The organism is Pseudalgibacter alginicilyticus (assembly GCF_001310225.1).
GTDB classification, from domain to species: domain Bacteria; phylum Bacteroidota; class Bacteroidia; order Flavobacteriales; family Flavobacteriaceae; genus Pseudalgibacter; species Pseudalgibacter alginicilyticus.
Window position 1 is genome coordinate 3,214,870 of record NZ_CP012898.1, and the last position, 23,124, is coordinate 3,237,993.

Here is a 23,124-nt window from a genome sequence, read left to right on the forward strand (position 1 = left end):
TGAATTAAGATGTTTGTTATAGCAGATTAAAAGAAATATAAAAGAGAATTTAATTTCGCTTTTTCTTCTTTCTAAATTTCGCTTTGTTTTTTCTTTGGTTAAAAGGAATGGCATCATCAAAGGTATGTTTAGCCTTGTTTGGTTTGTTTTTACGCCAGCTGTTGTTGTCAGGAAGTAGTACTTTTAGTAAATCTTGACGACCTAATTTGTTTAAGGTATTTTTAATCCAGGCTTTATTTTCATCTTTGTACCAAAAGAAAAACCGATGCTGTTCATCTTTTTCTTTACGGGTTTTTGGAGTATTTACTTTTTTTAGGGTGTAGGGGTGGTAACCGCTATAATAAATAACTGTTGCAACCGTCATAGGAGTAGGGGTAAAGCCCTGTACTTGCTCCAATTGAAAGCCCATATCTTTGGTTTCGGCAGCGAGATTAGCCATGTCTTCAGCTTCACATGCTGGATGATTTGAAATAAAATATGGGATTAATTGTAATTTTAAATTGTTTTTAATATTTATTTTATCAAAACGTTCTTTAAACTTATGAAAATAAGAAAAAGAAGGTTTTCTCATCAGTTTTAAAACAGGATCGCTGGTATGTTCTGGAGCTACCTTTAATCTGCCAGAAATGTGCTTGGTCATGACCTCTTCAGTATAGGCATCTAACTCTTTTGGATCAGAGTTTTTATTGAATTCTGGTACCAGCATATCATGGCGTATACCACTACCAATAAATGATTTTTTTATTTTTGGATGACTATCAACCGCCTGGTACAATTCTGTTAAGGGTTTGTGAGAGGTGTCTAAGTTACTACAAATAACAGGTGAAATACATGAAGGCGCAACACATTTATCGCATATAGATTGCACTTTACCTTTCATTTTATACATGTTGGCACTTGGTCCACCAATATCTGATAGATAGCCTTTAAAATCAGGCATATTTGCTACAGTATCTACTTCTCGTAATACAGATTCTTTACTCCGTGAGGCAATAAATTTACCCTGATGTGCCGAAATGGTACAAAAGCTACACCCTCCAAAACACCCCCGATGAATGTTGATGGAAAATTTAATCATTTCGTAAGCAGGAATAGGTCCGCGTTTATTGTATTTAGGATGTGGTAGCCGTGTATAAGGTAATTCAAAAGAAGCATCAATTTCATCCTCCGTCATGGTTGGGTATGGTGGATTAATCATCAATGTTTTATTACCAATCTTTTGAAAAATACGTCTTGCAGCTAATTTATTACTTTCTTGTTCTATGGTTTTAAAATTGGAAGCATATGCTTTTTTATCCTGTAAACATTTTTCATGCGAAGCAATTTCAACATCTTCCCAATTGCTATTTTTAGGAATAGCATCTTTAGAATCTATTAAAAGTGCAGTTTGCAACACCGTGTTTATATTGCTAAAAGGGACCCCTTTTTGTAGTAATCGAACAACTTCCCGCAAAGGTTGTTCTCCCATACCATACACTAACATGTCAGCTTTTGAGCTCTCTAAAATAGAAGGCATTAATTTGTCACTCCAATAATCATAATGTGTTACACGACGTAATGATGCTTCAATACCTCCAATTAAAACAGGGACATTAGGCCACTTTTCTTTTAAAATATTAGAATATACGGTAGTAGCATAATCGGGTCTAAAACCAATATCGCCATTGGGTGTGTATGCGTCTTTGTCACGCTTTTTTTTGTTGGCGTTGTAATTGCTAATCATTGGATCCATACAACCACCTGTAACTGCAAAAAACAATTTTGGCGCTCCCATTTTTACAAAATCCTGTAAATTATCATTCACATTGGGTTGCGGTACAATGGCCACACGTAGCCCATAACTTTCCAAAATACGGCCAATGACTGCTGGTCCAAATGACGGATGGTCTACATAGGCATCCCCACTAAATAGGATGACGTCCAAGGCATCCCAACCGCGAATCTTTACCTCTTTGTTTGTGGTAGGCAACCAATCTGAAAGTTTTAACTCTTGCATAGCGCTGCAAAAATAGGTAAAAATCGGTTCCTAAATAAGATATACTAAAGAATCAGAATAACGGACTGATTTTTTTGCCTTTCCAATACCATCCTTAGCACAAATAAAAAGTTAAAAACATGATACAAATTCTTTTGACAATTTGTAAGAAAGTATTTGTATTAGCAATAACATTGGAAAGTAAAATCGATAAGAATGACTAAGAAACTAAAAAAACGTTCCATAGCCTCTCCTATAGACCATATTTTCCGGTCTCATTGAAAAATGCACCTATGGCATTTTTGCCTTATTTTGGAAAAGCCAGGCAAACTCCGTTTTTATCAGGAACCAATAAGACGGATAAAAAATAAAAACTGGCAACCAACAAAAGATATAAATCATAGCATCCAAAATGCTAACACGAAAGTTTTTGCTTACTTTTAACGGACTATATAAAAAGCAAAAATAAAGAGCTGGGTTGAATGCTACGCTTTATATCCATATCGTTGCCAACAAGCTAAAAAAATCAAAATAATTACCAAATTGGTAACTTTTTATTATATTTGCGTCAAACAATTATAATGTGAGAGTAATTGCAAAACGAACTTTACGAGATTTTTGGGAAAAACACGCTGATTGTGAAGAACAATTAAAATCGTGGTATAGAGAAACTGAAAAATCCGAATGGAACAATATTAACGAATTAAAAAGTGAATATCCGAGTGCTAGTATTTTAAAAGACAATCGAATTGTTTACAATATAAAAGGTAATAATTATCGCTTGATTGTAAAATTTAATTTTGAGTACGGAATATGCTGGATAAGATTTATCGGAACTCACGCTGAATATGATAAAATTGACGCAAATAATATCTAATTATGAAAATATTACCAATTAGAAACGAAAATGACTATGAAAACGCACTCAACAGACTTGAGGAAATTTTTGATGCAAAAAAAGGAACCGAAGATGGAGACGAATTGGAAATCCTGTCAATTTTGATTGATAGATATGAAAATGAACAATTCCCAATCGGAATGCCTGACCCAATCGAAGCAATTAAATTCCGAATGGAACAAATGGGGATGAAACAAAAGGATTTAGCAGAAGTTGTTGGATTTAAAAGCAGAGTTAGCGAAATTTTGAATAAAAAAAGGAAACTGACTCTAGATATGATTAGAAAACTCAACACTACTCTACATATCCCTACTGAAGTTTTGATTCAAGATTATTAATTGAAAAAAGCCAGTTGGCAACAAAGTGTATAATTAATTGCTTGTTCGAGCTTGCTTACGAAAATCCTCGCGGATTTTCTATTCGGTTTTTATTTGTTAACTTAGTTGCTTAACCACGCAACAAACCATATACAAACACGTTGTGCCCAATTTTGATCCGTCCTGAATAAAGGCTACATAATTTTAAACATTATGTACAAAAATGACAAAGTAATCAGACGGTATTCAGAACCTTTCAAACTGAAAATTTTAGCCGAACTTACAACCAGTAAACACACAAAGAGCGAACTTTGTAAACTCTACTCCATTGCTCCAACAACGGTCAACGAGTGGATTAAAAAGTACAATCGTAAAGATCTAATGAACACCAGAGTAAAAGTGGAAACAAAAGACGAAACCTAACGAAGTGGTTCAGCGAAGCTAAATATCTAGAATTAAAGCACTTCAAAAAGAGATTGAACAGCTTAAAAAACTACTGATTAAAAAGGATTTAGATACTTTGGTTTTAGATTCATACCTTGAGGTAGCTGCCGAAGACTTAGGCTATAAATCTGTAGCTGAACTAAAAAAAAAGCTAAGTATAAAGCCTTAATTAAAGCTAAAGAGAAATCTAAGGGATTTACATCTTTAACAACTATAACGCGTTGTTTTGGTCTTAAACGTGATGCGTATTATAAATACAAATCTAGAGCTGATAAGCGGTTAATACAGGAACAACAAATTATAAAAATAGTCAGTAGAAAACGTAAATCCCTTCCTAGAGAAGGTGTGCGTAAACTCATTAGATCGTTAGACAATGAGTTTTACAAAGCCAATATTAAAGTCGGCAGAGACTCTTTATTTAGCGTACTTAGAAAGTATAATATGCTCACACTAAGAAAGAAAACCAGTGCCAGAACTACAAACTCTTATCATCGCTTTTATAAATACAATAACCTGATAAAAGATATGGAAATTACAAGGCCTAATCAGGTGTGGGTAAGCGATATTACCTACATAAGAACCATTAAAGGATTTTGTTACTTAGCACTAATAACAGATATGTATTCTAGGAAAATTGTCGGTTATGATCTAAGTGATAGCCTGGAACTAAAAGGATGTGTAAGAGCTCTAAACAAAGCTCTGTACCAAACAAAGAGCACTAAAGATTTAATACATCATTCAGACAGAGGCATACAGTATTGCAGTAATGTATACACACAAGTTCTTAAAAGAAATAAGATAGATATTAGTATGACGGAAGAAAACCATTGTTACGAAAATGCCATGGCAGAGCGTGTGAACGGCATATTAAAAGATGAATTTTACCTCGACCAAACCTTTGATAACGTGGATCGCGCGAAAAGAGCTACAAAAAATGCAATTAATTTATACAACCAAATAAGATTACATTTATCTTTAGACTATAAAACACCGAATATGGTATATTTAAAAACAGCGTAAATCAATTATTAACCTGTAGCCATATTTCAGGACGAGACATTTGAGAAACATCACTTACTATGAATAGATTTAATAAAAAAGAATCGGATTTTGGAAAATAGCATATTAAAATATCTCTCAAAATACACTTTAATTACAAAGGAGTTAGAGAATGCGGTAAACGAAAGTGCATTTTTCAAAACCTATAAGAAAGGGGCAATTTTACTTAAAGAAGGTGGTTTTTCAAATGAATGTTATTTCATATTAAAAGGGTGTATTAGGAGCTATTTTTTGAAAGATGGCGAAGAAAAAACCATAGAGTTTTATACGGAAGAAGATGTTGTCACACCCGCCAATTATGGAAAATCAACACCTTCTCGTTATTACTTAGAATGTATAGAAGATACAGTTGTGAATGTGGGAAATCCAACCGTAGAAAAAGAAATGTATAAAAAGTACCCACAATTAGAATCCTTATCAAGAGTAATAGCTGAAGTAATATTAACAAAGCAACAAGAATCTTTCACTGAATTTAAAACATCTACCCCAAAAGAACGCTATTTAAATTTACTTAAAACAAAACCCGATTTACTTCAAAGAGTCTCTCAATATCAAATAGCTAGCTACTTAGGTATTACACCAGAGTCGTTAAGCCGAATCAGGAAGAGAATAATAAACGAATAAATTGATTTCTTAACTTAAGTCAATGAGTTCAAAATAACCCCATGATATTTTTGTGAAAATTTTAAATAGTAAAAATATCATGGATAAAATCAGAAAGAAATCAATTGCAGTTGGAATACTATTAATTCTTAGCATAGTAGTAGGTGTTTTGAGCATAGACCCAGTAATTGATGAAATGGGTAATTTTGAAAGTGTTTCTATCCATTCAAATGCAATATTATTTAGAGCTTTTATGCAGTTTATTTTAGCTCTTATTTATGCAAGTATTCCTATAATATTATATTCACTACTGAAAAAAGTTAATACCAGTCTAACGATTGGCTTTCTTGTTTTCAGAATAATTGCAGTGGCATTTATTTTTATAGGTTGGTTGAGTATACTGCTGTTATTGGTATTAAGTCAGGAGTTTGTAAAAGCAGGGAGTACTGAACTATCTCATTTTCAAACAATAGATAATTTAATACGTTCGGGTAGAGATTTGGTAAACCATGTTGCAATGCCTTTAATTCTGAGCGTGGGTAACCTAATGTTCTATGCTATTTTGTATCAATCAAAACTGATTCCTAGGTGGTTATCTGTTTGGGGGCTTGTTGCTACTGTGCTAAGTGGAATTATTGCAAGCTTACTACTCATGTTTGATGTTATTGATATTATTACTCCTACTTATGTTTCACTAGCCTTTCCTACGGCTTTGTTGGAGATAACTTTAGCAATATGGTTGATAGCTAAGGGTTTTAATTCGACTATTGTAAATTCAATTATTGAGAAAAAATGAAAGTAAATTACGCCTTTACAACATGCATATTAATCTTGTTTTCTTTTTACTCTATTGGACAAAATAAACTATCCCAAAGCCAAGTCTTAGAAGACTACACTATTTTCAAAGAAATTCTAACCACAGGACATCCAAGTTTATATGAATATACTTCAAAACCTGAATGGGATAGTATTTTTAATACGTTTGAGCAAAAAGACATTAAGGAAATAAGGACTTCTAATGACTTCTTTAAGTCTATCTCCACTATTGCTGACAAGGCAAAAGACGGTCATTTAGTAATACACCATCCAAAAATGGACACGGTACCTCCATTATTCCCATTACTATTGAAAATCATAGATGGGAAACTATATACTGACACTGATGATTTTAGAATTCCCCTTGGTTCTGAAATAACCTCTATCAATGGCAAGTCTTCTCAAACTATTCTAAAAGACTTATTGAAGTATGCACCATCAGATGGTTTCAACTTAACGAAAAAATACCGACAAATAGAAAAAGAATTCGGGATACTTCATTTTTACGAATATGGAAGTAAAGAAAGTTATTCTGTAAAATACACGACCGCAGACGGTGAAGTGAAAACAAATATAATTGCTCCAAAGTCATTTAAAAGCATCGGTAACCGATACCCTAATAGAAATTCTCACTTTGCAGCGTATCATCAAGACACAAATCGACTTGACTACTTTAGAAATAGAATAGCAGAAAAATGGCCATTTGTTTATTATATAGACTCCATAAATACGGCAGTATTAACCGTTAACTCATTCGGTTTAGACCCACAGGAATTTAAATCAAAGCTAATTGGTTTATTTAAAGAAATTAAGAAGAAGAAAGCCGAAAACCTTATAATAGATGTTAGGCAAAACATTGGAGGGTACAGAATCAACGCAATTAACTTGTACTCTTTTTTGACGAATGAGCCTTTTAAACAAAGAATATCAGAAAGTGCTGTTACAAATGTGTTACCTCAAGAAAAATATATTATTCATACAATGTCTGATTATACTGAATTCTTCGAAATGTATTTTGCTTCAGCTCAAAAAGAGGATGAGCGGTGGATATTAACAGAAGACCACGCTCAAGCTGAAATGATTCCATATAAAAAACCATTTAAAGGAAATGTCTATGTATTAATTGGAGGCAACACCTATTCTGCTGCTAGTGCGTTTGCCTTAAGTGCGAAAAACGACAAAAATATAACTCTTGTTGGTGAAGAAACTGGAGGGGGCTACTATTTCCATACGGCTCAATATTCTGCCTTATACGAACTTCCAAATTCTAAAATAATGGTACGTATGCCATTTGTAAAAATTGATAAATATGTTTTTGATAATTCTGTTCCAAAAGGGAGTGGAATATTGCCCGATAAAGAAGTAACCTTAACTGTTGAGGACTTAATTAAAGGAACAGATAGCCAGTTAGATTTTGTAGTTAAACAGATTAGCATAAAATAAAAAACGTGTGGTGACAATGAACTGAGGTAAAAAACAAGTAAAATGACTTAATTGTTCACCAAAGTGTATCTGTGGGTACTATTTATTTTACATTAATCTCTCTACAAGTTTAGTCTTATTGTGGATAGATGAGTTTTATCTTGACGAAACCTTTTATAATGAAAGGGCTATAAAAAATGCCATTAATTTATGCAATGAAGTCCAGATACTCTCTATGTCTTTAGACTATAAAACACCAAATATGATATATAAATTATCGGTTTAAAATAAATTTTTACCTGTAGTCATATTTTTCATGACAAAACATATAAACAAAATCTAAATTAAACATCATCAGAGTTTACTAACTAAGCGTTTTTGCCAAAGATTTTTTTTCTGTGATTGACCCCCCAATTATATAATTCCAAAATAACTTTTTTTAATGTTTTGGAATGTGCTGTAGGTGTATATTCTGTTCTTACAGGGAAACCATTTAAAACCGTTCTAGTAATTAACTGGTTTTCTTCCATATCTTTTAATTCTTTTGATAATACTTTGGTACTTAATTTTGGAATACTACGTTCAATTTCTCTAAAATGCTTATTGCCTTCCCAAATTGAAATTAAGATTAAAATCTTCCATTTGCCACCTATAACATCTAAGGTATCTCTTACAGGTAATAAGGCAGACATACATTCTTTGTGTTCTTTCTTTTTCATTATTATTGTTTCATGATTACCTTTAGGTAACTAGTTACCTAAAGGTATCTGATTACTAATGGTAATCAAAAATAGTTAATTTTGGCATAGTATTAATAACAAAAATTTAAAATGAAAAATAAGGTTTTAACAGTTTTATGTATTCTTTTCGGATTAATGATGATTAATTCAGGTTTAAACAAATTCTTTAACTACATGCCAATGCCAGAGATGTCTGAAAAAATGATGCAAATAATGGGCGGATTTATGACTATAAAATGGATTTCTCCCCTTGTAGCCATTGTTGAAATCATTGGTGGAGTTTTAATTGCAATACCTAAAAAAAGAGCTTTAGGTGCCATCGTAATTCTTCCAGTGATGATTGGAATTTTTGTGCATCATTTAGTACACGATATAGCTGGTATCTCAATAGCTCTAATTTTATTGGCTATAAATTTATGGGCAATTATGGCTAGTTGGGATAAATACAAACCAATTATAGAAAATTAGTTAGTTTAATTAAACCTTAGTAGTAAATTTTAAACTTAGCAGATTATTCAAAAAACACTGCTGTGAAGTGCTGTGGAAAAACAAAAGCTTGTTTTAATAGCTTATTACACATGGTTATTAGGTAAATTTTTATTTCTTATTTAATAGTCATAAATCTATCTACAAGTCTTATTGTTGATAGATGAGTTTTATCTTGACGAAACTTTTTATTGTGAACCTTACGCTAAAAGGGTTGTAAAAAATGCCATTAAATTATGGGGTACCCTATGCTTTTATACTATAAAACACCAAATATGGTATATAAATTATCGGTTTAAAATGAATTTTAATCTGTAGCCATATTTCAGGACAAGGCATTTTGATGCTAAAATAGTTTTTGCTTTGAGTTAAAATTATTTCATTAACCCAATCACTTATACAAGATTAGTATTAATTTACTTTTATCTTTCTATGCTTATGAGTCATAATTTATAATTTTTGAATTTAGTTTTATATTCTTCAATTCTCAATATTGATATTTTTGACAAATAGATTCAATTTAAGTGTCTAAATCTATTTTTAATAATTTAATATTCCATAATATAAAACTATGAAAACCTTAATGCTAAGTTGTACGGTAATTATGTTACTACTGAATTCTGTACATTCACAATCTACTAACGATTCACTTGACCCTTATGCTGATGAAACGCTAGCTGAACGTGATGCGCGTATGGAATGGTTTCGTGTTGCAAGATTTGGAATGTTTATACACTGGGGTGTTTATGCTGTACCAGCAGGAATTTACAAAGGTGAAAAAGCAGGAAAATATGGCGAATGGATTATGTCAGACGCAAGCATACCCATGGCCACATATCAACAATACTCTAAAGCGTTTAATCCTGTTAAATACAATCCAGAAGCTTGGGTAAAACTAGCTAAGGATGCAGGCATGAAATATATTGTTATTACGTCTAAACATCATGATGGTTTTGCTCTGTTCGATTCTAAAGTTTCGGAATGGGATATTATGGATGCTTCTCCCTACAAAAAAGACCTGATTGCTCCCTTGGCAGAGGCATGTAAAAAACATGGCATTAAGTTAGGACTTTACTATTCGCAAGCTCAGGATTGGATTCAGGGTGGTTCAGCTAGAGGCAATAATAAAAAAGGCAAGTGGGATCCAGCTCAGGAACATGATATGGACGATTATATAAAAAATATTGCTGTGCCTCAAGTCAAGGAAATTTTAACACAGTACCAACCTGCTATATTATGGTGGGATACACCACGAGGAATGACTAAAGAACGTGCAGAACAATTTTTACCATTATTAAAACTTGCTCCAGGAGTCATTCATAACAACAGATTAGGTGGAGATTACGAAGGTGATATTAGTACTCCTGAACAATTTATCCCAGGTACTGGGTTATCTGGTGATTGGGAATCATGCATGACGATGAACAACACTTGGGGATATAAAAGTTACGATCACAACTGGAAATCAACAGAAACACTGATTCAAAATTTGGTTGACATTGCTAGTAAAGGAGGAAATTTCCTTCTTAATGTAGGGCCAACTGCTGAAGGTTTAATCCCAGAGCCAAGTGTTGAACGTTTAAAAAATATTGGAGAATGGATGGATAAAAATAGTGAGTCGATCTATGGTACAAGCGCTAGTCCTTGCCGTACACCTGCATGGGGGCGTATCACCACACTTAACAAAGGAAAAAATACGACACTTTATCTTAATGTTTTTGATTGGCCAGAAAATGGAAAGCTATTTATTCCTATTACCAATAAAGTACAATCTTGTAACTTGCTTGTAGATGCGTCTAAAAAATATAAAACCAAAACCGACGAGCAGGGTACCACAATTTCTTTAGCAGGCAAAGCTCCAGATTCAATAAGCTCTGTTATTGTATTAGAATTAAACGGTAAACCTATGGTAAGCGATGCAGACAAAATCAAACAAAATAAAGATGGAATCATTCTATTACCTGCTCAAAAATCCATAATTAATAATGTAATAGGCTCGCATGTAGTTTACAATAAGAATAATGATTGTATTGATCAATGGTCAAATGCGAAAGCAACCGTAGATTGGGATTTCACTGTGGATAAAGCAGGTACATATATTATTTTGCTGGACATAGCATCAGAAGAAGAAAGTGCTATAGAATTAGATGTTGCAGAACAAACAATTAAGACCAAACTACCAGCAACAGAAGGATTCACATTTTATAAAACTATTAATGTTGGGGAAGTTGTTATCCAAAAAGCGGGTGATTATAGCATACATATGAAACCAGATTATAAAGATTGGAAAGCAATCAACTTACAAAAAGTACGGTTGTTGCCTAAATAATTCTGGGTTAAGTTATTTAATTAAGAATTATCAAATTTGTAATACGAATGAAAAGTCCATTAAACTTGGACTTGCAAAATACGATTTGCTAACAAAGAAATGAGATAAAAGTAAGCTGATTTCGCTAATCTGTGAACAAAATTTTATCTGAAGGATTACCGGTTTTTTTATAGGAAAAGCTTGTTTTAATAGCTTATTACACATGGTTATTAGGCAAATTTTATTTCTTAACCAATAGTCATAAATCTCTCTACAAGTCTTATTGTTGATAGACGAGTTTTATCTTGACGAAACCTTTTATTGTGCCCCGTACTGAATAAAGACTACATAATTTTAAACATTATGTACAAAAACCATTATCTCAAATACTAAAAAGTTTTTTCTACTCAAATCAAATTTGTTTGTTAAAAATAAAGATATATTTGGCGTAAAATTATTGGGAATATGTTTTCTACACGTGAAAACACAATAGATGATACCTCAATACTATTTTCAGTAGTAAATAATATAACAAAAACTACAAATAACAATAACCCAATAAACATTAGATAACAACCTGATTATGAATAATATTTTCAATGTATCTGTTCTAACATTTTTTATAATTGTCACTTTACAGTCTTGTGACTCTAACGACGATTTTACCTCTTACGAACAAGTAATAACAACAGATTTAGCAAATAAAGTGATTACTACAGCAAGTTCTATTAATGATTATAACTTCTTTGTAAATAATGCGGCAAATAGCAGCTGTAGTTTTATACAATATACTTGGGGTTATTTTAATAATCCTGAAGGAGATTATTATGAATTTACTTTAGGGCCTATAGAATCATTAGATATGTGGCTTAAAGAGTATGAGGATGCAAAAACAGATGCATTGAAAGCTACAGGCATACAATTTTCTAACGAAGATTTTTTTATAAAACAATTAAATAATCCAAGTGGTTTTGCAGGTATATCTGAAAGGGAATCAATTTTAGAATACTTTGAATATTGTTATTTAACTTGGACTGAGACTTCTGTTTATTCTGTACCTTTTTCTGACATTTCTATAAATTGTGATAGTAATGCAACAATATACTTTTGGTTATTTGATGAGAATGGTAAAGTTGATAGTTTTGAGGGTATTGGTTTAAATTCATTAGATGGATTATTGACAGATTATAATTTAGATAATAATACAAATTATAGTAACGATAATATACGGATTGGTAGTGTAACCTACACTTCCAACAACGAAGAGTTATGGCTTAGAGATCAAGATGATTTGATGAATTACTTTGAAAACTGTATGCTATCAAGAGATACTTCTGAGAGCGACTGTTTAAACTTTGTTTATCCTTTGCAGGTAAATCGTACAAATAAACAAATAGATGACGTAATTACTCTAGAAAATGATGAAGATTTGGTAACTACTTTTAATACAAATGCAGACGAACTAACTTTTATATTCCCTATAAAATTATTAGGTGCGGATGGAACTCATTTAATTGTAGAGTCTAATGATAATCTTGAAAATGCTATAGATAATTCAGTTGATTACTGTTACTAAATCTTTTAAAGAATTGTAAAAAAGTCAGCTCATAACAAAGTACTGTGGTGAAAAGTAGGTAAAGTACCTTAATTTTTTATCAAAGTATATCTATGGTGTATTATCATACATCAATCTTGATTTTGTAATTGCAATATCTTGTTTTATAGCTGATTACATATTGCGCAGCAATTAAGGCTCTTTATCTTTTCTTACTAAGCACCCATAAATCTCTCGACAAGTTTTATTGTTGAAGAACAAATTTTATCTGCCAAACCTTTGATGAGTTAGCACAGGCCAAAAGCGCTTTAAAAAATGTTATTAATTATTCTACTGCAGTTAGATTACATGTATCTTTAGACTATGAAAGACCAATTATGGTGTGTAAATTATCAGCGTAAATTCAATTTTAACCTGTAATCCTATTTTAGGATGAAATATCTTAAAAAATTAAGAGAACTTTAAATGAAATCAAATAAATCAATCGCAATTTTGTTAGGCGTATTATCCGCCTTATTTTTTGCAGTAACTTTTGTATTAAATAGATTAATGTCGGTCGATGGTGGACATTGGATTTGGAGTGCTTCACTACGTTTCTTTTGGATGATTCCTTTTCTTTTGGTTTTAGTTCTTTTTAGAAAAAATTTGAAACCATTGCTGATAGAAATGAAAAAAAAACCTTGGCAATGGATGTTGTGGAGTACAATAGGTTTTGGCATTTTTTACGCACCTCTAACCTTTGCTGCTGCTTATGGGCCCTCTTGGCTTGTAGCAAGTACTTGGCAAATTACAATTGTAGCGGGAATGTTAATATCACCCATTATTAATAAAACAAGTTTTAAAAAAAACATATCATTGCAAGCTCTTCTTTTCTCATTAATCATATTGTTAGGCATATTAATTATGCAAATAAGTCAAGCAAAATCCATTTCAATGAATGAACTCTTACTGGGTACAATCCCCGTTTTAATAGCTGCTTTTGCATACCCATTAGGTAATCGCAAAATGATGCAGGTTACTAACGGAAAACTAAATGCCATTCAAAGAACCTTAGGAATGACCTTAGGAAGTTTGCCTTTTTGGTTATTATTGTCAATTTTTGGAGTTACCATCAATAAATTCCCAAATGAACTACAGGTGTACCAAACACTAATTGTTGCTATATGTTCTGGTGTAATTGCGACAGTTTTGTTTTTTATGGCTACAGATAAAGTTCAAAAAGATGAAAAAGCATTAGCTTCTGTAGAAGCCACACAATCTGCTGAAGTTCTATTTGCTCTTGTGGGAGAAATTATTATATTAAAAATTCACCTACCAGATATTTACTCCATTATAGGAATTGCATTAGTAATTATTGGTATGTTGTTACATAGTTTTAAAAAAGAAAAGAGAACTGTTAGTGGTTTGCAAGATTAAAGGTTAGTTGCTTACGGAAATACTTACAGACTTTCTGTCGGTGCTTTTTTTATTAAATTAGTTGTGGAAACACGTCGCAAATGATACATCTATATGTTATATTTATGAATAAATTTTAAACAGATTATAAGGCTTCTTTTTTCTAAATAAAATTATTTGAGGTAAGCTAAACAGGCATGTGGTGTTTGGTTTATGGGGTTTAGACGTTGTACCTATTTTTGGTATATTTGATGAATGAGTATTTATAATGAACAGAACATATCTGGCTATAGTGATATAGGTTTTAGTGTTCAATCCAAAGTTTAGTGTGTTTTTAAAATATCCATCAAATTTTTTGATTTAGCTTTAAAACAAAAATAAAACACATAAAAAGTTTTGGTTACTTGCTTAGTAGTGAATTAAATACTTTTATATTTCCTACTATAATCATAGTCTAGGCTCTTAGCCATAAGAAAAATAAACAATGCGAATAGTTTTTACAATATTGATTGCAATACATGGTATTATCCATTTATTTGGATTTCTTAAGGCGTTTGGTATATCTGAGTTTAAAGCAATCTCACACCCAATTTCCAAGTCATTCGGAATAGTATGGTTATTGACCTTTGTTTTATATGCAATTACCACAGTTCTATTAATTGCTCAATCTAATTATTGGTGGATGATTGGAATTATTGGAGTAGTCCTTTCACAGTTATTAATTATAAACTATTGGACTGATGCGAAATTTGGTACTTTAGCAAACCTAATTATTTTAACAGCGATAATTATTGCTTATTCAAATTTCAGCTTTAAGAAAAAGATTAAAGGAGAAAGCATAGCACTATTTCAGAATGCACAACTCAAAAACAAACATATTGTTACGGAAACATCATTACTTGACTTACCACCAATTGTGCAGAAATGGTTGGTTAACAGTGGCATTATGGGTAAAACATTAATATCTAACGTTTATTTAACTCAAGAAATTTTATTAAAATTAAAACCAGAACAAAAAACTTGGAATAAAGGCAAGGCAGAACAATACTTTACAATTCAACCACCAGCGTTCAATTGGAATATTAATACTGAAATGAATTCAATATTGAGCGTTGTTGGTAGAGACAAATTTGAAGAGGGTAAAGGCGAGATGATGATAAAACTTCTATCACTTATTCCTGTTGCTGACACAAAAAATGACAAAAAGATAAATCAAGCAACGTTGCAACGGTATTTAGCCGAAATCGTTTGGTTTCCTTCAGCAACTTTAAGCAAATATATAAAATGGGAGTCTATTGACGCCTATTCTGCTAGAGCAATCATGGAATATAAAGGAACTAAAGGTTCAGGTGTATTTCATTTTGATGAACATGGAAATTTTGAAAAATTCGTAGCAATGCGTTATCAAAATTCTAATGATACCGAACCTACCGAATGGACTGTAACTGCTACTAAAACCGGCGAAAGGAACGGAATAAAAATCCCAGTTCAGTGCGAAGCAACTTGGGGAAAGGAAAGTGGTCAATGGACTTGGTTAAAATTAAAGATAACAGCAATTCAATACAACTTGAAAGATATGCCTTTGACTTGTCCGATGAATTAAGATTACATGTATATTTAACTATTAAAACAGCTAAATGTAGTATATAAATTATCAGCGTAAATTCAATTTTAACCTGTAGCCATATTTTAGGACAAGACATATCTGCAAGTCCGCCAAATTTGTCAACAGAGTGTTTAATTTATTGTAAGTAGATTGCTTACAAAATCCTTGCAGATTTTCTATTCAGTTTTTATTTGCTAAATTGGGTGCTTAAATTATGCAGTTGTATTTCCGTATTATGATAAAATCTATTGTCATCATTTTAAGTATGACTTTAAACTCATGTTTTTTGTCTATGAATCATGGCATTGAAATGAAAATTATAAACGAAACGAACCAGCCAATTTCAAAAGTGGAATTTACAACAACAGAAAAAATAAGAGTCATAGAAATAGATAAAATTGAGCCCAATGATTCTGTGACTGCGTTTTTATCAATGAAAAAAAACAAAAAGGATGGCGCTTACTCTCTTACTTTTACGCGAGCAAATGGAAAAAAAGAAATTACAACGAATGGGTATTATACAAATGGGATTGCACTTAATCAGTGGGTTGCTTTTAAAATAGAAGAAGATACTACAATTGTGAAATTTGATGATTTAATTCACTAAAAATACTCAGCCCTCTTTATAAAGCTTTTCAGAAACCGATTATAATAAACAGTTGTTATGCTATTTTTTTAATTCTAATTTTTCAGCAAAATAATCACAAAAATCTTTCATAGTAGCTGTCATTTTTTCATCTTGAGTGGCCCGGTTAAAGGTGTTACTCATGGCTACCAATGTTTGATGAAAAAACACCTTCATTTCATCTACAGGCATATCTTTAGTCCATAAATCAATACGAAGAGACTCTTTAGCTTTAGCATCCCAAACAGATAGCATCATGGCTTTAGCTTCTTCGTGGCTTATACCGCCGTCTTCTGCTGTCCAGTGTAGTTTTTCGGGCACACGATTTTCGTCTAACTCTACGGTAAGCTCTATTTTAGAAGTTGTTTTTTGAGACATTATTTTTTAGGTTTAAATCTGGATTTATTAAAAATTTCTTCTGGTGATGCTACTAACATATCTTTTAACGAGATATCATTGTTTTTCATATAAGCTCGCACAATTTGCCAGCCAATATACTGCCCTAATCTACCTGGTGAATCATTGTCAATTTCAATTAAATTGAATTTGGTAAAAGGGGATGGGTTTATAAATCGATTGGGGAGTTTGGAGTCTGTACTATATAAAAGTTCGCGTTCAACAAAATACCGCCAAATAGATTCTTCGTTAATTAAAGCCCAATCCAATTGTTCTTTGTAATAGCCAATACGTTCCTCTTCAGGAATAAATGGCAGTGTGGCATCTTTAAAATAGAGGGCTTTTCCAAAGTATATCATTTCATCAAGTAAGGTTTTCTTTTGTTTTGGAAATATATGTTTTTCGGCATAGGCCATGGCTAAGTCAGGAACAATTTGTTCTCTTTTTAAATTTTGAGCAATGTATTTTTGTATGCCAGCATAAAAATAATGATCGCTGCCCAAATAAGTATCTATTGAAATAAGGGCTATAGTGTCTGTTACAATGACTTTATTTCTGTAATCAACATCTGAAATAGCAGTAATAACTCTTGGGGCAGTAAATTCAGGAAAGTAGTGTTGCATATACCCATAAAAGGTTTCAATATCACTTTCTATAGTATCAAAATTAGGAAATACATGTTCTACTGCGGTAAGTATTTCAATCTGTAAAGTGTCAGATAAGCGAGCTTCCCAAAACGCATCGGTGTATTGTTCAGGAAACATAAAGGGGTAGGTTTGCTTTAGTTTAGGCAACTCTTTTGTTGTAGTTTTAGCAAGTAATTGGTCAAAGCGTTCCACAGAAATATCAATGTCTGCAACGTCTCTTATCAAAGGGTTTTCTTTTTTACATGAAAAAGCGAGCATTGATACTAATAAAAGCAATAAAAAATTCTTCATATTAAACTTAAGCGTCTTAAATTTTTATTAATTGAGTGTTTCTTTTATTTTTGTTTGCAAATGTACCATTCTTGAATCAAATTCGTTTAATATGCAAACAGAAAAAGTTGTAGAGCACATAGTTAATTGGTTAAAAGAGTATGCCCTTAATGCTGGAGTTAATGGTTTTGTGGTTGGAGTTTCTGGCGGAATTGATTCTGCAGTAACTTCCACACTTTGTGCAAAAACAGGTTTGAATGTACTTTGCGTGGAAATGCCAATTCATCAAGCGGAAAGTCATGTTACTCGAGCTCAAGAACATATTTTGAATTTGACAAATACCTATGATAATGTAAGTGATACTAGAGCAGATTTAACACCTGTTTTTGAGGCTTTTAAAGGCAGTGTGTTTGCTGATGGCGACCAAACTACTGTAGATATGGCTTTAGCAAATACACGTGCTAGACTTAGAATGACAACTTTGTATTATTATGCGGGACTTTATAAATTATTAGTTGCAGGTACTGGTAATAAAGTTGAAGATTTTGGTGTTGGGTTTTATACAAAATATGGTGATGGTGGGGTAGATTTAAGTCCTATTGCCGATTTGATGAAATCTGAAGTATATGAATTGGGAGCTTTTCTTAATGTAGCTGAATCTATAATGGTTGCGGCTCCAAGTGATGGATTGTTTGGAGATGCTAGAAGTGATGAAGACCAAATAGGTGCTTCTTATCCAGAGTTAGAATGGGCTATGCAAATGGAGCAAAAAGGTAAATTGGCCGAAGAATTTTCAGGAAGAGAATTGGAAGTTTTTAAAATTTATAATAAATACAATAGAAGTAACAAACATAAAATGAATCCTATCCCTGTTTGTGAAATTCCTACAAATATAAAATGAGTGTTGTAAAATTCTTAAAAAAGAATTACATTTGTAACTTAGGTTTCTCTCAAAATATATTGGTTCCCCTAACTAATATTATAAAAAACCTAGAAACCATCGAATAAATAAAATTTTTTAAGGTATGATTAAACTATTAGTAGCAGATCATCACCCCATTGTTAGAAAAGGTTTAGAACACTTGTTCTCAGCGTCTTCTGATATTAAAATAGTGGGTAGTGTTGATAATGGTGTATCTCTTTTAGACTTTGTAAAAAAGAATAAAGTAGATATAATTTTAACAGAAGCCGATTTGCCAGAGCTTAACGGACTTACTGTATTAAGGTATTTGAAATCTGATTTCCCAGACATTAAAACAATCATTTTTAGCGGACAACCTGAAGAGGTATATGCTGTTAGTGCTATAAAAGCAGGTGCATTGGGGTATGTTTCAAAATCGGTAAATATCATTACAATAAATGAAGCCATATTGAAAGTTCATGAAGGCGGTATTTATTTAAGTAATGAATTGACACAGGCTCTTGCTTTTGGTAAGAATATAAAAAAGAAAGGTTCTTTTTATAAGAAATTATCAACAAGAGAAATAGAGGTGCTTAAGCTTTTAACACTTGGAAGAAAAAACAAAGAGGTAGCTAAAGAATTAGATATTAACGAAAAAACCGTTAGTACTTACAAAGCACGCTTAATGAGAAAACTTAACGTGACTAATTTGATTGATTTAGTAAATCAAGCTAAATTACACGAACAAGAAAAATCATAAAACACGATTCAGTTTTCTAGATAATAGCATCTTTAAACTAGAATAATCTTTGACTTCTTCAAGAACATTTCTGTTAACATCATGAATGTTTTCTAATGTTTTTTGTTTGAATTCACTAACCTTTTGCTCAATTAGGTGGCATCTTAAACTTAAAATGGTTTCGCTAACTAATTGAGCAATATTTTGTAACTTTTCTTTTGGAAAAATATTCATGCGGTTCCAGTTATCCAATTTGTAGCGTTCGTCTTCCATTAAAATTGATGTAATTTCATTAGACAAACTGGGGTCTACCGAATTTATAAAGTTTTTCAATTCAAAATTTTGATTTTGATTAAGGGTATCTATTATGGTGTAATAAAGTGTTTTAAATTGTTCATTAGAAAATTCCATTTCATCATCCTGAAGATCTAAAAATATTTTTTCAAAAACTTTAGCTTGCTGTGTAATTGGTTCTAAAATAAGATCTCCTTTGTCATTTTCCTTTAAAACTAAGTCTTCAAATTCTTCAGTTTTATCACCATAAAGTAGTAGTACTTCAATGATTTTGCGTTCTAAAATATATTGAACATCCACCTTTTTTTTAGGCTGTTCATGTTTAATTACATCAAAAGCTTTTTGCTCGGCTTTATTTTTTTTATTCTCGTTTTCTGATTCTTTTTTATTAATCTGAGCCAAAGTACTAAATAGTACTTCTTCACTGATATCCATTATTTTAGAACATTCTTGAATGTAAATTTCTTTCTTGATTTGATCAGGAATTTTTGAAATACTATTGATGATTTCTCGAATGGTGTCTGCCTTTTTTATCGGGTCGTTTTTAGATTCTTCAAATAAAATCGAGGCTTTAAATTGAATGAAATCTTTGGAGTTTTCATTAAGGTATAGGGTCATGTCTTCCAGTGTGTTTTGTTTTGCAAAACTATCTGGGTCTTCGCCTTCTGGAAAAGTACAGACTTTAACATTCATACCCTGCTCCAATATTAAATCAATACCACGTAATGATGCGCGCATACCAGCAGCATCACCATCAAAAAGTACTGTAATATTTTTTGTTAACCTGTTAATTAGTCGTATTTGGTCTGGAGTTAAAGCCGTTCCAGAAGATGCCACCACATTTGTAATGCCTGTTTGGTGGAATTGAATAACGTCTGTATAGCCTTCAACTAAATAGCAGTTATCATCTTTGGCAATGCTTTGTTTGGCGTGATAAATGCCATACAATACTTTACTTTTATGGTAAATGTCACTTTCAGGAGAGTTTACATACTTAGCGGCTTTTTTGTCATTTGTTAAAATGCGCCCACCAAAACCTAATACTCGTCCACTCATGCTTTTAATGGGGAACATAACACGCCCTTTAAACCTGTCAAATTGCTTGTCTTCTTTGATAATGGTTAATCCGGTTTTATTAAGGAAATCGAGTTTGTAACCTTGTTTTAGAGCCTCATTAGTAAAGGCGCTCCAATCATTTAAAGAATATCCTAAATTAAATTTTTTAATGGTTTCTTCAGTAAATCCACGCTCCTTAAAATAACTTAACCCAATGGATTTTCCTTGGTCCGTTTTATGCATGGTTTTTTGAAAATAGGAATTAGCAAACTCACTAACCAAATATAAACTTTCCCGAACATCAGCAGCTTCTTTTTGTTCGTTACTTTGTTCAGTTTCTTCTATTTCAATATTATACTTTTTAGCAAGGTATTTAATGGCTTCTGGATAGGTGAAATGCTCATGTTCCATTAAAAAAGATACTGCAGTGCCTCCTTTGCCAGTTGAGAAATCTTTCCAAATTTGCTTAACAGGTGATACCATGAAACTTGGTGAACGCTCATCACTAAATGGACTCAAGCCTTTAAAGTTGCTGCCAGCTTTTTTTAGATTTACAAAATCGCCAATTACCTCCTCAACACGAGCGGTTTCAAATACGAGTTCTATGGATGATTGTGATATCAAATGATTCGGTGTTTTTCTTGTTTTAATTGTGTTGTAAACAAACTTCAATATGTGTTTGTTTTATTAATCAGAAAAGATGACTGTAAATGTAATATAAACTTAGTGATATTTAAAATTTCAATTTTAACTTAATGATTGATTCAACACCCTTCCAATACATTTTAAAGCGTAATCTGTTTTGTGAGCAATTAATAGAAAAAGAATGCTTCACTTTTCAAATTTTCAGGTGTTAAATGATGTGTTTAAATTTTCAATAGTTAAAAAAACTAAGAAATATATACTATCTTATGCTAAATTTATAAGTAGCAGTGGTTTTGTAAATTAATGATTGATTGTTTGGATGAAAAATATTTAAATTATTTAGATTTTTTTGTTAAAAAAAGAATATTGCTTCAATGAATATTTTATATTGATAATTAATTATTAATGAATGTTTTAATTTAATGATAATTTTTTAATTTATTATATCTTTGAGATAGACACCTATATTTTATGAATAAAGACAAACTATTCAAATCTTACGACCGATTAGTAAATACGTGGGATGAAATGTATACTTCAAATTCTGAAGTGCGTACACAATATCAAATTATAATTGACTATTTAAGAAATACTTCAGAGGAGACTCTTGTTAAAAAGGAAGACCTATCTAAACAGTTGTTCATGAGTCAAGGGGTTACTTTTACAGTTTATAATGATAATGAGGGTATAGAAAAAATATTTCCCTTTGATATTGTTCCAAGAATTATAACAGCAGTTGAATGGGATAAAATAGAGCGAGGCATTAAACAACGTATTAAAGCCTTAAACTTGTTTATAAAAGATATCTATAACGATCAATTTATAATTAGAGATGGTGTGGTTCCAGCGGATTTAATTTATTCCAATCCTGGATATTTGCGTAAAATGAGAGGGATTAGAGTGCCTTATGATGTATATGTGCAAATAGCAGGGGTAGATTTAGTTCGTAATAATGACGGCGAGTTTTATGTGCTAGAAGACAATTTAAGAACTCCTTCTGGTGTCAGTTATATGTTGGAAAACAGAGAGATATCAAAACGACTATATCCTGGTGTTTTACCTAAAAATAATGTACGTGGAGTGTCTAATTACCCAAATCTATTATATAAAAAATTACAAGAACTGTCTTATGTAAATAATCCAAATATTGTGCTTTTAACACCAGGTATTTATAATTCTGCATATTATGAGCATACTACTTTGGCGCGATTGATGGGTATTGAATTGGTAGAAGGTAGTGATTTGGTTGTGAAAAATCATTTTGTTTACATGAAAACTACTAATGGATTAAAACAGGTAGACGTTATTTATAGACGTGTGGATGATGAGTATTTAGACCCATTAGAATTTAAAGAAGATAGTGTTTTAGGAGTTTCAGGTATTTTTTCAGCTTTTAGAAAAGGAAATGTAAATATTGTAAATGCTCCAGGAACAGGTATTGCCGATGATAAGGCTATATATATTTATGTGCCTGATATGATTAAATATTATTTAGGAGAAGATGCCATTCTTAAAAATATAGAAACCTACCAGTTAGGAAGACCCGAGGAGTTAGATTTCGTTGTTAAAAACATTAAAACCATGGTTATTAAAAAAACAGATGGAAGTGGTGGTTATGGCATGCTAATGGGGCATCAAGCAACTGATGAAGAAATAAAAGATTATTTAGAAACCGTTAATAAAAAGCCAGATGCTTTTATAGCACAACCTATTTTAAAATTATCAACCGCTCCATGTTACATCAATAAAGAGCTTTCACCACGTTGTATAGATCTTAGGCCTTTTGCATTATCAGGACGTGAAGATATAGACATATGTCCAGGTGGACTAACCCGAGTGGCACTTAAAAAAGGATCTTTGGTTGTAAATAGTTCGCAAGGAGGTGGTAGTAAAGATACATGGGTATTACAATAAATTTACAAAACAA

At 31.9% G+C, this 23,124-nt stretch carries 21 protein-coding genes; 16 read left to right on the forward strand and 5 right to left on the reverse strand.

Annotation, left to right across the window (positions count from 1 at the left end; all coding sequences use genetic code 11):
- Window positions 1-49 precede the first annotated feature (49 nt).
- Complete coding sequence (locus APS56_RS13325) at window positions 50-1,996, reverse strand: YgiQ family radical SAM protein (protein WP_054729196.1); 1,947 nt, start codon at window positions 1,994-1,996, stop codon at window positions 50-52.
- Between the two features lie 562 nt (window positions 1,997-2,558).
- Between APS56_RS13325 and APS56_RS13330 the strand changes: the two genes are divergently transcribed.
- From APS56_RS13330 to APS56_RS13355, 7 genes are all read left to right on the forward strand, one after another.
- Window positions 2,559-2,852, forward strand: coding sequence for a type II toxin-antitoxin system HigB family toxin (locus tag APS56_RS13330; protein WP_054729199.1), 294 nt, complete (start codon window positions 2,559-2,561; stop codon window positions 2,850-2,852).
- 2 nt (window positions 2,853-2,854) lie between these two features.
- Complete coding sequence (locus APS56_RS13335; protein ID WP_054729203.1) at window positions 2,855-3,211, forward strand: helix-turn-helix domain-containing protein; 357 nt, start codon at window positions 2,855-2,857, stop codon at window positions 3,209-3,211.
- Window positions 3,212-3,403: 192 nt separating this feature from the next.
- Entirely contained in the window at window positions 3,404-3,613 is a 210-nt protein-coding gene (locus tag APS56_RS17180) for a transposase (protein ID WP_236778425.1), read from the forward strand.
- 189 nt (window positions 3,614-3,802) lie between these two features.
- On the forward strand, window positions 3,803-4,654 hold the full coding sequence (locus APS56_RS13340) for an IS3 family transposase (protein WP_082379355.1): 852 nt from the start codon (window positions 3,803-3,805) through the stop codon (window positions 4,652-4,654).
- 90 nt (window positions 4,655-4,744) lie between these two features.
- Window positions 4,745-5,317, forward strand: coding sequence for a Crp/Fnr family transcriptional regulator (locus tag APS56_RS13345; protein WP_054729209.1), 573 nt, complete (start codon window positions 4,745-4,747; stop codon window positions 5,315-5,317).
- A gap of 79 nt (window positions 5,318-5,396) precedes the next feature.
- A complete protein-coding gene (locus APS56_RS13350; protein WP_054729211.1) occupies window positions 5,397-6,092 on the forward strand; it encodes a DUF4386 domain-containing protein in 696 nt (231 codons plus the stop codon).
- Window positions 6,089-7,555, forward strand: a complete 1,467-nt coding sequence (locus tag APS56_RS13355) for a S41 family peptidase (protein WP_054729214.1) — start codon at window positions 6,089-6,091, stop codon at window positions 7,553-7,555. The genes APS56_RS13350 and APS56_RS13355 overlap by 4 nt, the downstream gene beginning before the upstream one ends.
- A 347-nt stretch (window positions 7,556-7,902) precedes the next feature.
- Here the strand turns inward: APS56_RS13355 and APS56_RS13360 are convergent, their stop codons facing one another.
- Window positions 7,903-8,253 carry a winged helix-turn-helix transcriptional regulator gene (locus tag APS56_RS13360; RefSeq protein WP_236778426.1) on the reverse strand — a complete coding sequence of 117 codons (351 nt, stop codon included), beginning with the start codon at window positions 8,251-8,253 and terminating at the stop codon, window positions 7,903-7,905.
- Between the two features lie 111 nt (window positions 8,254-8,364).
- Between APS56_RS13360 and APS56_RS13365 the strand changes: the two genes are divergently transcribed.
- The 6 genes from APS56_RS13365 (at window position 8,365) to APS56_RS13390 (ending at window position 16,231) form a co-directional block, all read left to right on the forward strand.
- The gene (locus tag APS56_RS13365; protein ID WP_054729219.1) at window positions 8,365-8,742 is read left to right on the forward strand and encodes a DoxX family protein; all 378 of its coding nucleotides are present in this window, start codon (window positions 8,365-8,367) and stop codon (window positions 8,740-8,742) included.
- A 589-nt stretch (window positions 8,743-9,331) separates the two neighbouring features.
- A complete protein-coding gene (locus APS56_RS13370; protein ID WP_098946181.1) occupies window positions 9,332-11,089 on the forward strand; it encodes an alpha-L-fucosidase in 1,758 nt (585 codons plus the stop codon).
- 562 nt (window positions 11,090-11,651) lie between these two features.
- The gene (locus APS56_RS13375) at window positions 11,652-12,644 is read left to right on the forward strand and encodes a hypothetical protein (RefSeq protein WP_054729221.1); all 993 of its coding nucleotides are present in this window, start codon (window positions 11,652-11,654) and stop codon (window positions 12,642-12,644) included.
- 444 nt (window positions 12,645-13,088) lie between these two features.
- A complete protein-coding gene (locus APS56_RS13380) occupies window positions 13,089-14,039 on the forward strand; it encodes a DMT family transporter (RefSeq protein WP_054729225.1) in 951 nt (316 codons plus the stop codon).
- A 463-nt stretch (window positions 14,040-14,502) separates the two neighbouring features.
- A complete protein-coding gene (locus tag APS56_RS13385) occupies window positions 14,503-15,621 on the forward strand; it encodes a DUF6920 family protein (RefSeq protein WP_054729227.1) in 1,119 nt (372 codons plus the stop codon).
- Window positions 15,622-15,859: 238 nt separating this feature from the next.
- Window positions 15,860-16,231 (forward strand): hypothetical protein, encoded by a 372-nt coding sequence (locus APS56_RS13390; protein ID WP_169786442.1) that lies wholly within the window; start codon window positions 15,860-15,862, stop codon window positions 16,229-16,231.
- A 60-nt stretch (window positions 16,232-16,291) separates the two neighbouring features.
- On the opposite strand, the gene gldC is transcribed toward APS56_RS13390, so the two are convergent.
- The gene (gene gldC / locus APS56_RS13395; protein WP_054729233.1) at window positions 16,292-16,627 is read right to left on the reverse strand and encodes a gliding motility protein GldC; all 336 of its coding nucleotides are present in this window, start codon (window positions 16,625-16,627) and stop codon (window positions 16,292-16,294) included.
- A complete protein-coding gene (gene gldB / locus APS56_RS13400) occupies window positions 16,627-17,583 on the reverse strand; it encodes a gliding motility lipoprotein GldB (RefSeq protein WP_054729235.1) in 957 nt (318 codons plus the stop codon). The genes gldC and gldB overlap by 1 nt, the downstream gene beginning before the upstream one ends.
- 91 nt (window positions 17,584-17,674) lie before the next feature.
- Here gldB and nadE point away from each other — a divergent pair, with 91 nt between their 5' ends.
- Window positions 17,675-18,463: an NAD(+) synthase gene (gene nadE / locus APS56_RS13405; RefSeq protein ID WP_054729238.1), complete on the forward strand. Its 789-nt coding sequence runs from the start codon at window positions 17,675-17,677 to the stop codon at window positions 18,461-18,463.
- 124 nt (window positions 18,464-18,587) lie between these two features.
- Entirely contained in the window at window positions 18,588-19,223 is a 636-nt protein-coding gene (locus tag APS56_RS13410; RefSeq protein WP_054729241.1) for a response regulator, read from the forward strand.
- Here the strand turns inward: APS56_RS13410 and dnaG are convergent.
- A complete protein-coding gene (dnaG, locus tag APS56_RS13415; protein ID WP_054731398.1) occupies window positions 19,218-21,176 on the reverse strand; it encodes a DNA primase in 1,959 nt (652 codons plus the stop codon). The two genes, APS56_RS13410 and dnaG, sit on opposite strands and share 6 nt — an antisense overlap.
- A gap of 492 nt (window positions 21,177-21,668) precedes the next feature.
- Here dnaG and APS56_RS13420 point away from each other — a divergent pair, with 492 nt between their 5' ends.
- The gene (locus APS56_RS13420; RefSeq protein WP_054729244.1) at window positions 21,669-23,111 is read left to right on the forward strand and encodes a circularly permuted type 2 ATP-grasp protein; all 1,443 of its coding nucleotides are present in this window, start codon (window positions 21,669-21,671) and stop codon (window positions 23,109-23,111) included.
- The last annotated feature ends 13 nt before the right edge of the window (window positions 23,112-23,124 follow it).

Coding starts and splice junctions, on each gene's coding strand:
- gldB (WP_054729235.1), bottom strand. CDS start 17,583: ATGAAGAATTTTTTATTGCTTTTATTAGTATCAATGCTCGCTTTTTCA.
- APS56_RS13420 (WP_054729244.1), top strand. CDS start 21,669: ATGAATAAAGACAAACTATTCAAATCTTACGACCGATTAGTAAATACG.
- APS56_RS13335 (WP_054729203.1), top strand. CDS start 2,855: ATGAAAATATTACCAATTAGAAACGAAAATGACTATGAAAACGCACTC.
- APS56_RS13380 (WP_054729225.1), top strand. CDS start 13,089: ATGAAATCAAATAAATCAATCGCAATTTTGTTAGGCGTATTATCCGCC.
- gldC (WP_054729233.1), bottom strand. CDS start 16,627: ATGTCTCAAAAAACAACTTCTAAAATAGAGCTTACCGTAGAGTTAGAC.
- APS56_RS13360 (WP_236778426.1), bottom strand. CDS start 8,253: ATGAAAAAGAAAGAACACAAAGAATGTATGTCTGCCTTATTACCTGTA.
- APS56_RS17180 (WP_236778425.1), top strand. CDS start 3,404: ATGTACAAAAATGACAAAGTAATCAGACGGTATTCAGAACCTTTCAAA.
- APS56_RS13355 (WP_054729214.1), top strand. CDS start 6,089: ATGAAAGTAAATTACGCCTTTACAACATGCATATTAATCTTGTTTTCT.
- APS56_RS13375 (WP_054729221.1), top strand. CDS start 11,652: ATGAATAATATTTTCAATGTATCTGTTCTAACATTTTTTATAATTGTC.
- APS56_RS13350 (WP_054729211.1), top strand. CDS start 5,397: ATGGATAAAATCAGAAAGAAATCAATTGCAGTTGGAATACTATTAATT.
- APS56_RS13385 (WP_054729227.1), top strand. CDS start 14,503: ATGCGAATAGTTTTTACAATATTGATTGCAATACATGGTATTATCCAT.
- APS56_RS13410 (WP_054729241.1), top strand. CDS start 18,588: ATGATTAAACTATTAGTAGCAGATCATCACCCCATTGTTAGAAAAGGT.
- APS56_RS13370 (WP_098946181.1), top strand. CDS start 9,332: ATGAAAACCTTAATGCTAAGTTGTACGGTAATTATGTTACTACTGAAT.
- APS56_RS13390 (WP_169786442.1), top strand. CDS start 15,860: ATGATAAAATCTATTGTCATCATTTTAAGTATGACTTTAAACTCATGT.
- APS56_RS13365 (WP_054729219.1), top strand. CDS start 8,365: ATGAAAAATAAGGTTTTAACAGTTTTATGTATTCTTTTCGGATTAATG.
- APS56_RS13325 (WP_054729196.1), bottom strand. CDS start 1,996: ATGCAAGAGTTAAAACTTTCAGATTGGTTGCCTACCACAAACAAAGAG.
- nadE (WP_054729238.1), top strand. CDS start 17,675: ATGCAAACAGAAAAAGTTGTAGAGCACATAGTTAATTGGTTAAAAGAG.